This window comes from Streptomyces sp. NBC_00582 (assembly GCF_036345155.1).
GTDB lineage: Bacteria > Actinomycetota > Actinomycetes > Streptomycetales > Streptomycetaceae > Streptomyces.
Map to the genome: position 1 here is coordinate 6,086,443 of NZ_CP107772.1, position 10,130 is coordinate 6,096,572.

The window sequence follows — 10,130 nt, forward strand, 5'->3', positions numbered from 1 at the left end:
CCCCAGGTTCTCCACAAGGGCGTGATCAGCGCCGTCGTGTGCGCTGCGGTTGCGGGGCTGGGACGGCGGCTGCCGACTGGGCCGGGGCGGTGGGGCGCTGTGCGGTGCTCCGGGCCTGTGCTGCGCGGGCCTGTGCGCTGGGTGCCGGCCTTGCGCTGAGGCGTTGGATGCGCCAGGTCAGGACTCGTGCGGGGCGGCGGGCGTAGTCCAGGGCGCGCTGGTCGGCGATCTGCTGGAGGAGCTGTTCCGGGTCGTGTCCGGCTGCTTCTGCCTCGGCGAGGGCTGTGGTGAGGGCTGCGAAAGCGGGGTCTTGGATGACCCGTTCCACGTGCTCTGGTACGACTTGGCGTAGGCGGCGGATCTGCCGCTCCACGGCCTGCTGGGGCGGCTGGCGCTGTGCGAGAGCGGCCAGGGGTGCGGCGGCTGCTTGGTCGTAGGCGGCCTGGAGGTGGAGCAGTGTCTGCTGGGCGGCGGCGACTTGCTGGTCGTGGTAGCGCAGCTCGTGCCGGCGGGCGGCGGCGATCACGACGAGGAGCGCGGCGTCCAGGAACATCGACAGGATGGCGCCGTCCTTGGTGGCGGGCTCGCGGACCATCGCCCGCACGGCGCGAAGTTGGGGCCGCAGTGCCCGGGGTGCGAGAAGTGGGAGGGCGTCGAGGGCTTCGCCGAAGGCGGAGAGGTGGGCTTGGGAAGCTTCGTCGTCGGCCTGGTCAAGGTGGTCGGGGATGCGTTCGGCTGCGGCGGTGGCCTGGTGCCAGGGGTTGGGCCTGTGTCGGCCTGGCTGCCCGATGGGCTGCCGATCGCTGTTTTCCAGGCGCTTTCGGATCTTGGGGAATGAAGCGGAGGTCGAGCCCGACGACGCGGAGGATCTCGACCCGGAATCCGTGCTGAACGGTGCTGATCCGTTGGGAGAAATTTCGGAGATCAACTCTCCGTCCGCTCACGCACCGCTCACGCAAACGGCCCCGGACGACGAGTCCGAGGCCGAACAGGACCCCTCCCTGGGGGAGAAACCCCAGGTCAGAGCGGCAATGCGTTGTGCCCCCGGCAGGATTCGAACCTGCGACACCCGCTTTAGGAGAAAGCGTGCATCATCCGTGAGTCTCAGTGAGCCTCGGTGAGGCTGCGTGAGCCTCGGTCTGCAAGGGCGTGACCTGCGTAATCAAGTTTCAGTGAGTCTCGGTGAGAATCAGTGAGGGGGTGTTGTGGCATCCATGTGGCATCTGCGTGGCATCCGGCCTCACACCGCCCGCAGCTGTCGAACAGCCGGCGTCTCCGGTGCCATGACCGCGAGCACCTGGGCGGCCACGTCTTCGGCGCTGTGCTGGTAGAGCCACGTCACCTTCGACCCGCGGTCGTGACCCATGACCGTCTGCACGTCCTTCTCCGGGACACCCAAGTCCTTCAGCCGCGTGGCGAAGACATGCCGGAGGTCATGCACCCGCGGCCACCACTCGTCCCGCTTGGTCTCCTCGTTCCGCACCTTCCGTGCCAGCCCAGCAGCCTGGATGGCAGGGATCCACGTCCGGCGAAAGTTGTGCCGAGTCAGGCAACCGCCGAGCGGGCCCCGAAAGACGAGTTCCTCGGGATGCAGGTCCCGGCCGTCGCCGATGGGGGAGACGGCGGTATCCGGCTTGAAGCGGGCCGCCATGATCTCGATCGCTTCCACGGCAGCCGGGGTCAGCGGCACCGTGCGGAAGCCCGCGACCGACTTGGGTGCCGCCTTCCTGAACAGCGTTCCCTTGTCCTCACTGAGCACTTCCTTCACTCTGAGGTGCTTAGCCTCCAGGTCTACGTGGGCCCACCGCAGACCGGTCGCCTCGCCCCACCGCATGCCGGTTTCCTCGAGGAAGGTGACGAGCGGCCGGTACCACAGGGCGACGTGCTCGCGAATGAGCGCGACCTGCTCCCGGGTGGGTGGCCGGGTCTCCTCGGCGTCCTTCTTCGGCGGCGCGTCAAGCTGCACCTCGGCGGCCGGGTTGAACGGGATCCGCTTCCCGTCCCGCACCGCGTCGCGCAGCATCGCAGACAGCAGCTCCAGCACCTTCTTCCGGGTGTGGTGTCCCTTCACGTCCCGCGTGATCCAGGCCTGTAGCTCGATGTACTCCAGGTCACACAACCGCCACTTCCCCCACCGCGGCTCGATGTGGGCGCGCCAGTTGGACAGCTTCCGGTTCGTCGTCGTGACGGCTCGCTGTGGCTGCGCCGGCCACCACATGTCCCACCACTGGGACAGTGTGATCTCACCGCGCTTGGGGTCGGCGTACGTCCGCTTCCGCACCCGGGTGCGCACCTCGTCAAGGAACGCCTCGGCCGCTTTCTTCCCGCCCTCGCTGATCGGGTAGCACTTCTGCCGCTGCCGCCCGTCCGGGTCCCGGTAGCGGGCCTGCCAGCTTCCCTGGCAGTCGCGCCGCCGGTTGCGCTCGCCGTACTCCTCCGGCGGGTACGCCTCCATGCACTTCGGGCAGCCGCAGCTCTTGGCCCGCAGTTGCCGCGGGTTGTTCGAGGCCCTACGCCCCATGTGTCACCACCTGCTCGCTCCTCCTCTGCTGTGGGATGCGGGGTGTCATGTCGACGGTGTCCCCGCACCAGCAGACTGCACCCAACTGGGGCTGGGGGACGACCAGTTCGGTGAGGATGGCTCGGATGAGCGTCACCCTGTGTGTGGGGGAGAGTTCGCGCGGGATGATGATCACGCGCTCATCGGCATCGAAGGCCGGGACGGCGTCGGATGGAGCAAAGCGGACGCGGACGCACATGCATACCCCCGGAAGCGCAGGCAGAACGGGAACCTGTCACCAGTGGGGGAGCACCAGTGCGTGTGACTGACCGTACCCCCATGTGGTCGAATTTGCGACCACTGTTGAACGTGTTGTTGACGCGCGCTAACGGGGAGTGAGCGGGTCCATTTGAGCGGAGACCCGCGAGGCGTGCGGAAGGTTGTACGCCTGCTACTGCCCGGTGCGGTTGAAATCGTTCAGCGCGCGTAGCTCGACTTCCTTGGAGCGCTGCTGGTCAGCGGTCAGTCCGCGCCAGAGTTCGAGGATGCGGGCCTCGGAGTCAGGACTGAGCGGGCCGGGGGTCTCGCGGCCGGCGGCGCGGGAGATCTCGTCCTCGCTGAAGGCGGGGAACTCGCGGGCGAGTGCGGCGATGCTACTGGGGCGTACGCCCCGTTTTCCGCCCCTGGTTCGGTTCGTCCAGCTGTTGACGGTTGCGGGGGCGACGCCGATTCGGCGAGCGATCTCGGACTCGTTGACCCCGTAGTGGTCCTTGAGTCGTGCGAGAAGCTGCGCCAGATCTTCGGTGCGCTCCTGGTCTTCCACGCGCTAAGGGTGCCCTTTGATCTTCTACTTTTGCAAGCCAAAGTAGAAGCATGGCGCGTTCTCTACGCAGCGCGTGACCTCCCCGTCGCGCGCCGTTGTGCACGGCATATGCCGCCACCATAGAACGCGCATTCGAATCGCGCCACACTCACCGAAACTCACTGAGACTCACTTGACCTCACTGACACTGACACAGTAGAAATGTGTCAACGGCACCGCAGGGCGCCGCGCAGATCACGACAGGTGTGAGGCACACGCATGACCGACCTGATCCGCAAGAGCAGAGGCAAGCCGCTCCGCGACGCGATGAAGCGTCGAGGGGTGACGCAGGCCGAACTCGCCGCCCGAACCAGGGAGGTAGACGTACGCGGGCAGGGAGTGAGTGTCGCCACCGTCGCGAAGGTGACGGGCAGCGGTGAGACGGCGGCCGAGAAGTGTCGGCTCCGTACCGCATGGCTTCTCGCCACGGCGCTCGCCGAGCCCCTCCAAGACCACTTCGACATGCCCTCAGTCTCTACTGACACAGTGGAAAGGTGAACCCCCATGGCGACTCAGACCCTCGCTGAGCGCACCGAGACTCTCCGCCCCACCGGACTCTCCCCCCTGCTCACTACGGCTCAGCTCATGGCGCGCTACGGCGTCTCCAACTGGACCGTCAACCAGTGGGTTCAGAGGGGCTGCCCCATCGAGCCCACCGCGTTCCGCGGCCGGCGCTTCGACCCGGAGGCGGTCCGCCGGTGGATGGCCGCGCAGGCCGAGCAGATCGGCGCCTGACCACCCCTGAACGCGCCGAAGGGCCGCTCCGACTTCCCGGCCTGAGCGACCCGACGACCGGCGCCCCTACCCAACAGAGAAAGAGAGGCCACCGATGGCCACATCATTGCAGACCAGCAGCGGGGTGATCCCGCTGCATCAGTCGCCGCAGGCGCGGCCGACCACCCTGCCGCAGACGTACCGGGTCGCGGCCCGCATCCTCGCCGCGAACGGCCTGTACAAGGGCGACTTCGTACCGGACGCCATGGACCGGGAGATGTGCATCCCGCACTTCCTGCGACCGATGTCGATCGTGGCGGCGCTGAAGTGCGCGACGACCGGCGACCCGCACCTGACGTCGCTGCTCGCGGACCAGGCGATTGCCGTGCTGGCGCTGCGGCTGGAGGTCGACGGTGAGGGCCCGCTGTTCGGCGGGATCTTCGACCTGGAGGCGCACGTCGACGCGTGGGGCGACATGGAGGACCGGACGACGGAGTCGGCGGTCGCGGTGCTGGAGGCGGCTGGGGACGCGTCGGAGGTCGCAGCATGAGCACCCTCGACACTGCCCGTCGTGCCGCCGCTGAGCTGCTGCGCGAGTCGACGGGAAGCGACCTCCCGGAGTGGCGCGCCACCTTCGTTGGCGAGGCCCACGCCGCCAACGCCATCGCCCCCATCTGCACGGATGAGGAGCACATCGAGTCTGAGGACCCGTCCGCGCTCGACTGCTGCCCCGAGCCGGTCATCCCGGTTGACCCGCCGTTGGTGGAGTACCTCGTCGCACTGCTGAACGCCGACCGTGAGGGGCGGTGGGCGTGAACACGAAGGCGCTGAACTCGCTGGCGGATGTGATCTGCCGGGCGCAGGAGCAGGACCGGACGCCGATGGGGATCGCGTTCGCGATCGACTCGGCTGGCCGGCACATGTCGCCGGAGACGGCGGCAGAGATGGAGCGGCTCCGGGCGAAGGTGGCCGAGCTGGAGGCCACACCGACCACGGTGTTCCGCGCTCAGCACGACTCGATCGTGATGGGCCTGTACACCACGGCAGCCGAGGCCCGGAAGCACTGCGAGACCGAACTCCTCCGCGAGTACGCCGACAGCACGAAGGTGTCGCTCTGGTGGCGGGAGGACGAGGACACCGTCGACCAGCCGGAAGACGGCGAGGCCGAGCTGTTCGCGCACGTCATCCCGAGGGGCCTGACCGGTCGCGTCTGGCGCACGGGCTACGTCGTCACCCCGCTGGAGGTCGCCGCCAAGTTCGACGAGGGGGCCGACGAGTGAGCGCCACCGAGTGGCTCCTCTGGGCCGCCTCCGTCTGGTCCGTGTTCTTCCTGTACGCCGCGTTCGACGCGCCGACCCTCGTCATCCGCTGGAAGCGGGGCCGCCGATGAGCGCCCACCTGCCCGAGCCCGACGACGAGTTCGAGGCCGACGAGATGGACATCGCCGACGAGGTCGCGTACGCGGACACCGGCCGGCCGTGGGGTGCACGGGTCATCAAACACCCGTCGCACGCCGCGACCCGCCGCCACTTCGAGGCGCACCCGCTGCCGACGCAGCAGGACCGGAGGCCGGCATGAGCGCCCGCGACGACCTGTACCTGTTCGCGATGATCGGCAAGGTCCAGGAGGACGGCAACCGCGCGATGGCTCAGCGCAAGCTGGACGCCCATCACGCGGAGGTGCTGAACGAGGCGGCCGCCGAGGCCGACAAAACCGTCGCGCTCTTCGAGGACAGCGACGAGGGCGCGGCAGCCGCGGGCGCCATGGAGGGGATCGCCCTCCGCTTCCGCCGGATGGCCCGGGAGAAGAGCAGCCCCACCGGGGCCGACGCCACTCCCGACTTCTTCCAGCCCGGCCACCTCTACGCCTACGAGGTCTGGCGCTTCCACTGCGCCACCGTCACCGCCCACCCGACGACCGGCGAACGCACGGCGATCGGCTGGATCCGCATCAGCGACGGCAGTTGGACGACCTACGCCTACTCGGCTGCGGAGTGGGGCGGGTCCTGGACCGACATCACGACCACCGGAAAGGACGGCCGCTCATGACCGGCCCCGAGCACTACCGCGAGGCCGAGCGCCTCACCGAACAGTCCAAGACGTGGGCCAACGCGGACATGGGGCGGAAGGCGCACCTGTCCAGCGAGGAGCGGATCGCGTACCGCATGGCCGACCTCGCCGAGGCGCAGGTGCACGCCACCCTCGCGCAGGCCGCCGCCACCGCCATGAGCGGCACGGAAAGCGGGGGTATGGCCCGCGTCGACTTCAACGCGTGGGACGGCGTCGCCGGTGTGCCGCTGAGCGGAGACGACGACTGATGACGACCGTCGCGCAGGCCGAGGCCACCACGGCCTCGGCCGCCGGCCCCGCCCCCGGCTGGCCCCCGGACTGGGACCGCGTCCTCGACGCCGCCATCCGCACGTGGGGCGGCCGGTGGGACACCGCCCGCGTTCAGCAGCTCTATCTCGTCCGCTACGGCCGCCGCCTCTACCGCGAGGACGCCCGCGCGTTCCTCTCCCGCCGCGCCCACCAGGGCGTGATGCGGCTGCACGACCGGCCCAACGCCCGCTACTACACGCTCCGCCCGCGCGCCACCAAGGGGAACCAGCCGTGACCGAACTGACCAGCAGGCTCACCGACCAGCAGCTGAAGGTGCTGTACTCCGAGCTGCACAAGTCCCGGGTGGGCAAGAACCCCAAGGGCTTCAACCACGTCCAGCAGTGGGACGTTCGCCGCTTCCTCATCCGCGTGTTCGGCTTTGGCGGCTACGACACCGAGCTGAAGTCCATCGAGTGCGTCCGCGAGATCGAGCGTCCCGCTGGCAAGGACGACTACGGCAACCCGAAGTTCCGGTACACCGTGGTCTACCGCGTCCACCAGCGCCTCACCGTGAAGGACATCGCAGGCCGTCCGATCGCCTCGTTCGAGGGCGTGGCCACCGGCGACTCCCGGAATCAGCCGAGCCTCGGTGACGCACACGACGGCGCGGTGAAGGAAGCCGACTCGCAGTCGCTGAAGCGGGCCGCCATCAACCTCGGCGACGCCTTTGGCCTGAGCCTCTACAACGGCGGCAAGACCGAGCCCGTCGTCCTCTGGTCCGCTGCCCACCCCCACCTCAACATCAAGGGCCCCGTGGGTAGCGACGAGGCCAAGCCCGAGGACCCGCCCGTCGAGGCCGAGCCAGGCTCGGTGCCGGGCGAGCCCGACACGGACCCGGCGCCCCCGGCCAACGCGCGGCCGGCCGCCGTGCCCGACCCGACCCCGCCGCCCAGCAGCACCCCGCCGCAGCAGCCGCGCCCCGGGGCCATGCCGGCCGCCGGACCGCAGGAGCGGCAGGCCGCCCTCGACGCCATGTGGGACGCCGCCCGACAGGCCAACTTCACCGAGGGCCTGCCCGACCAGTTCGCCCAGGCCTTCGGTCACCCCATCGAGCAGGGCACCGTCGCCGAGTTCCGGCAGGCCCGCGACCTCATGGTCGGGAGTGCTGCCGCGTGAACCTTCGCGAACTCGCCCTCGAAGAGGCCACGCTGAAGGCGCTGGCCGACCACGTCACCGACCGGCTGAAGGCCGTGCGCGGCGAACTCCAGCAGGGCCTCGACGCCGCCGAGCAGGAGTCCGGCACTCGGCAGATCGTGGCCACCCTGCCCGACGAGAAGCGCACCCCAGTCGCCACCCTCTCCCTCAACGACCCCAAGCCCGAGGCCAAGGTGATCGACCCGGACGCCTTCAAGGCGTGGGTCATGGCCACCTTCCCCGGAGAGATCGAGCGCCGGTTCGTCGCCGAGGTCCGGCCCGCGTTCGTCGACAAGGTGCTCGGCGAGATGACTGCGGCCGGTGTGGCCCGGGTGGTGAACACGGAGACGGGCGAGCTGCACGACGACGTCCCCGGTGTCGCAGTGAAGGCAACCCGGGCGCGCGGTCACTCGCTGCGCTTCAAGCCCGCCGGCAAAGAGGCGATCGCCACGGCGTGGCAGTCCGGCGCGCTGCCCCTGCCGGGGGTGTCGGCGCCCGCCGCGATCGAGGCACCGAAGTACAGCCCGGCGCAGCTCAAAGAGTTGGAGGAGTCGTCTCGACGGCTGGCCGCCCTGGAGGCCGCTGGCGTCGACAACTGGTCCGGCTACGACCACGCGATGGAGATCCTGCGGGGTGAAGCGTGAGCGCCCTCACCTCCCTCTGCCAGCTGGTGCTCCCGGGCAAGGGCCGCCGTCGCGCGGCCCGGCCCCCGGCCAAGCCCGCCGACCCGTACGTGCGGATGCTGCGGCCCGTCGAGGCCATGGCCACCGACATCGCGTACTGCCCGGCCGAGCAGACCGAGACCCTGCACGCGTTCCTGCGGATGGGCGGCCGCATCTGCTGGACATGCCGCACCCTCACCATGGGCCCGACGCCCCCGGGCGGTGTCGAGTGAGCACGCTGTTCGAGCCCGAGGTTCCGGCCGCCACCACGGCGGCCGGGGCCCGGCCCGCCCCGTTCGTCGTTGCTCTGCCCATCGGTCTGCGGTTGATCAACGCCAACTGGCGGATCCACAACCGCGAGGTCGGCAAGCTCACCGGCCGCATTCGCGCGGCCACGCGAGCAGCCGTCGCCGAGTGTCCCGCGCTCATGGACGCACTCGCGGCGGCTGCGCCCGGCCCTCTGTTCAAGCGGGCCCATGTCCTCGGCGTCCTGCACCCGCCGACCGACGGCCGCCGCGACCCCGCCAACTGGTATCCCAGCTTCAAGCCAGCCGTGGACGGACTCGTCGACGCGGGCCTGTTCGAAGACGACGACCACACCCGCGTCGTCGGCCCGGACATGCGCCTCGGCCGGGTCGTGAAGCGCGGGCAGCTCGTCCTCGTCGTCCGGGGCCTGGAGCCCGGTGAAGACCCGCTCGGCTACGAGGCGGTGCGCCGATGAACGTCCGCGCCGACATCGCCGAGCTGCTCCGCGCCGGCGTTCCGCAGGTCCAGATTGCCCGTCGGCTGCACGTGGGCCCCGTCACGGTCCAGCGCACCCGCGAAGCGCTCGGACTGCCGTCACCCGGCAGGGGCCACCGTCCCGCCCCCTCCTTCGAGGACGCGTTCCGCAAGAACACCGAGGCACTCGATGACGGACACGTGCGCTGGACCGGCTACCGGGACAAGGACGGCACGCCCCGCGTCTTCCACCGGAGGCGCCCCATGGCCGCGCCCCGCGCCGCGTTCCTGCTGCACTACGGCCGCGAGCCCGTGGGCAAGCCGCTGCCGACGTGCCGGCTGAAGGGGTGCATCGCGGGCGAGCACCTTGCAGACCGACCGATGCGGGAGGCGAACCAACGGGCTGACGCCCTGTTCGCCGCGATCTTCGAGCAGCCCGCATGACCGGCCGGAAGCAGCACCGCGCTCCGCCGAAGGCCGAGAAGCCGTACGTCCCCGGGACGCTCCTCGACTGGCGCGACGCCTCCGTGCACTGGTCGCACCGAGAGAAGCCCTGCCGGTACTGCGGCTTCCCCACCCAACTCCGTGACTCCCAACGGTCCCCAGCGCACAAGGTCTGCGCGGAGGACGCCCTCGCCATCCAGGCCGCCGAAGCACAGGCCGCCTACCGCACGAAAGGAACCACCTGATGCCCAAGCTCAGCCCCGCCGACGTGCCGGAGATCAAACTCGACTCGGCCGCCGCAGCCGTCGAGGCCTCGATGACCCGCGAGCAGCGCCGCGGCCTCTTCGAGAAGCCCGGCACCGTCGTCTACGCCATCGTCGAACTCTCCTCCAAGTCCTACACCGGGCACGCCGAGGACGAGGACAAGAAGCCGAACGTCAAGCTCCGAGTCACCGGCTGCGAGGTCGCCCGCAGCGACGAGGACGCAAAGGCCCTGATCGAGGCCCGCCGCGCCATGTACCGCGGCCGGCAGATCGACGGCACGTTCGACGAGGTCGGCAAGGGCCCGATCCACCCGGACGACACGCTCGCCGACCTCACCGCGAGCAAGCCGTCCGAGGCCGAGCTGAAGGCGCACAAGGCGGCCGTCGAGGAGCGGCGCCGCCGCGAGTACGTCCGCTGACCCCGGTCCGCCCGGGGCAACCACCGCGCCCCGG

General features: G+C 70.0%; 18 protein-coding genes and 1 pseudogene. 16 read left to right on the forward strand and 3 right to left on the reverse strand.

Features of this window, described 5'->3' with window-relative positions; translation table 11 throughout:
* Positions 1-25 precede the first annotated feature (25 nt).
* The 3 genes and pseudogenes from OG852_RS27320 to OG852_RS27330 all read right to left on the reverse strand — a co-directional run.
* Positions 26-865: pseudogene (locus OG852_RS27320) on the reverse strand (mobilization protein); the annotation flags it as partial.
* A gap of 375 nt (positions 866-1,240) precedes the next feature.
* Complete coding sequence (locus tag OG852_RS27325) at positions 1,241-2,521, reverse strand: tyrosine-type recombinase/integrase (RefSeq protein ID WP_330349228.1); 1,281 nt, start codon at positions 2,519-2,521, stop codon at positions 1,241-1,243.
* A gap of 430 nt (positions 2,522-2,951) precedes the next feature.
* Complete coding sequence (locus tag OG852_RS27330) at positions 2,952-3,323, reverse strand: XRE family transcriptional regulator (protein ID WP_330349229.1); 372 nt, start codon at positions 3,321-3,323, stop codon at positions 2,952-2,954.
* 258 nt (positions 3,324-3,581) lie between these two features.
* Here OG852_RS27330 and OG852_RS27335 point away from each other — a divergent pair, with 258 nt between their 5' ends.
* The 16 genes from OG852_RS27335 (at position 3,582) to OG852_RS27410 (ending at position 10,096) form a co-directional block, all read left to right on the forward strand.
* The gene (locus OG852_RS27335) at positions 3,582-3,860 is read left to right on the forward strand and encodes a helix-turn-helix transcriptional regulator (protein ID WP_330349230.1); all 279 of its coding nucleotides are present in this window, start codon (positions 3,582-3,584) and stop codon (positions 3,858-3,860) included.
* Between the two features lie 6 nt (positions 3,861-3,866).
* A complete protein-coding gene (locus tag OG852_RS27340; RefSeq protein WP_330349231.1) occupies positions 3,867-4,097 on the forward strand; it encodes a helix-turn-helix transcriptional regulator in 231 nt (76 codons plus the stop codon).
* A gap of 94 nt (positions 4,098-4,191) precedes the next feature.
* A complete protein-coding gene (locus tag OG852_RS27345; protein WP_330349232.1) occupies positions 4,192-4,626 on the forward strand; it encodes a DUF6197 family protein in 435 nt (144 codons plus the stop codon).
* Positions 4,623-4,892 carry a hypothetical protein gene (locus OG852_RS27350; RefSeq protein WP_330349233.1) on the forward strand — a complete coding sequence of 90 codons (270 nt, stop codon included), beginning with the start codon at positions 4,623-4,625 and terminating at the stop codon, positions 4,890-4,892. Before OG852_RS27345 ends, OG852_RS27350 begins: the two co-directional genes overlap by 4 nt.
* Positions 4,889-5,356, forward strand: coding sequence for a hypothetical protein (locus tag OG852_RS27355; protein ID WP_330349234.1), 468 nt, complete (start codon positions 4,889-4,891; stop codon positions 5,354-5,356). Before OG852_RS27350 ends, OG852_RS27355 begins: the two co-directional genes overlap by 4 nt.
* Before the next feature lie 106 nt (positions 5,357-5,462).
* Positions 5,463-5,654: a hypothetical protein gene (locus tag OG852_RS27360; RefSeq protein ID WP_330349235.1), complete on the forward strand. Its 192-nt coding sequence runs from the start codon at positions 5,463-5,465 to the stop codon at positions 5,652-5,654.
* Positions 5,651-6,124: a hypothetical protein gene (locus OG852_RS27365; protein WP_330349236.1), complete on the forward strand. Its 474-nt coding sequence runs from the start codon at positions 5,651-5,653 to the stop codon at positions 6,122-6,124. Before OG852_RS27360 ends, OG852_RS27365 begins: the two co-directional genes overlap by 4 nt.
* Complete coding sequence (locus OG852_RS27370) at positions 6,121-6,393, forward strand: hypothetical protein (protein ID WP_330349237.1); 273 nt, start codon at positions 6,121-6,123, stop codon at positions 6,391-6,393. The genes OG852_RS27365 and OG852_RS27370 overlap by 4 nt, the downstream gene beginning before the upstream one ends.
* Positions 6,393-6,689 (forward strand): hypothetical protein, encoded by a 297-nt coding sequence (locus OG852_RS27375; RefSeq protein WP_330349238.1) that lies wholly within the window; start codon positions 6,393-6,395, stop codon positions 6,687-6,689. The genes OG852_RS27370 and OG852_RS27375 overlap by 1 nt, the downstream gene beginning before the upstream one ends.
* The gene (locus OG852_RS27380) at positions 6,686-7,570 is read left to right on the forward strand and encodes a Rad52/Rad22 family DNA repair protein (protein ID WP_330349239.1); all 885 of its coding nucleotides are present in this window, start codon (positions 6,686-6,688) and stop codon (positions 7,568-7,570) included. Before OG852_RS27375 ends, OG852_RS27380 begins: the two co-directional genes overlap by 4 nt.
* Complete coding sequence (locus OG852_RS27385) at positions 7,567-8,232, forward strand: hypothetical protein (RefSeq protein ID WP_330349240.1); 666 nt, start codon at positions 7,567-7,569, stop codon at positions 8,230-8,232. The genes OG852_RS27380 and OG852_RS27385 overlap by 4 nt, the downstream gene beginning before the upstream one ends.
* Positions 8,229-8,483 carry a hypothetical protein gene (locus tag OG852_RS27390; protein WP_330349241.1) on the forward strand — a complete coding sequence of 85 codons (255 nt, stop codon included), beginning with the start codon at positions 8,229-8,231 and terminating at the stop codon, positions 8,481-8,483. Before OG852_RS27385 ends, OG852_RS27390 begins: the two co-directional genes overlap by 4 nt.
* Positions 8,480-8,971, forward strand: coding sequence for a hypothetical protein (locus OG852_RS27395; RefSeq protein WP_330349242.1), 492 nt, complete (start codon positions 8,480-8,482; stop codon positions 8,969-8,971). The genes OG852_RS27390 and OG852_RS27395 overlap by 4 nt, the downstream gene beginning before the upstream one ends.
* Positions 8,968-9,414 (forward strand): hypothetical protein, encoded by a 447-nt coding sequence (locus OG852_RS27400; protein ID WP_330349243.1) that lies wholly within the window; start codon positions 8,968-8,970, stop codon positions 9,412-9,414. Before OG852_RS27395 ends, OG852_RS27400 begins: the two co-directional genes overlap by 4 nt.
* Positions 9,411-9,659 (forward strand): hypothetical protein, encoded by a 249-nt coding sequence (locus tag OG852_RS27405; protein WP_330349244.1) that lies wholly within the window; start codon positions 9,411-9,413, stop codon positions 9,657-9,659. Before OG852_RS27400 ends, OG852_RS27405 begins: the two co-directional genes overlap by 4 nt.
* Complete coding sequence (locus tag OG852_RS27410) at positions 9,659-10,096, forward strand: hypothetical protein (protein ID WP_330349245.1); 438 nt, start codon at positions 9,659-9,661, stop codon at positions 10,094-10,096. Before OG852_RS27405 ends, OG852_RS27410 begins: the two co-directional genes overlap by 1 nt.
* The last annotated feature ends 34 nt before the right edge of the window (positions 10,097-10,130 follow it).

Coding starts and splice junctions, on each gene's coding strand:
- OG852_RS27375 (WP_330349238.1), top strand. CDS start 6,393: ATGACGACCGTCGCGCAGGCCGAGGCCACCACGGCCTCGGCCGCCGGC.
- OG852_RS27400 (WP_330349243.1), top strand. CDS start 8,968: ATGAACGTCCGCGCCGACATCGCCGAGCTGCTCCGCGCCGGCGTTCCG.
- OG852_RS27340 (WP_330349231.1), top strand. CDS start 3,867: ATGGCGACTCAGACCCTCGCTGAGCGCACCGAGACTCTCCGCCCCACC.
- OG852_RS27350 (WP_330349233.1), top strand. CDS start 4,623: ATGAGCACCCTCGACACTGCCCGTCGTGCCGCCGCTGAGCTGCTGCGC.
- OG852_RS27405 (WP_330349244.1), top strand. CDS start 9,411: ATGACCGGCCGGAAGCAGCACCGCGCTCCGCCGAAGGCCGAGAAGCCG.
- OG852_RS27370 (WP_330349237.1), top strand. CDS start 6,121: ATGACCGGCCCCGAGCACTACCGCGAGGCCGAGCGCCTCACCGAACAG.
- OG852_RS27335 (WP_330349230.1), top strand. CDS start 3,582: ATGACCGACCTGATCCGCAAGAGCAGAGGCAAGCCGCTCCGCGACGCG.
- OG852_RS27410 (WP_330349245.1), top strand. CDS start 9,659: ATGCCCAAGCTCAGCCCCGCCGACGTGCCGGAGATCAAACTCGACTCG.
- OG852_RS27325 (WP_330349228.1), bottom strand. CDS start 2,521: ATGGGGCGTAGGGCCTCGAACAACCCGCGGCAACTGCGGGCCAAGAGC.
- OG852_RS27365 (WP_330349236.1), top strand. CDS start 5,651: ATGAGCGCCCGCGACGACCTGTACCTGTTCGCGATGATCGGCAAGGTC.
- OG852_RS27345 (WP_330349232.1), top strand. CDS start 4,192: ATGGCCACATCATTGCAGACCAGCAGCGGGGTGATCCCGCTGCATCAG.
- OG852_RS27360 (WP_330349235.1), top strand. CDS start 5,463: ATGAGCGCCCACCTGCCCGAGCCCGACGACGAGTTCGAGGCCGACGAG.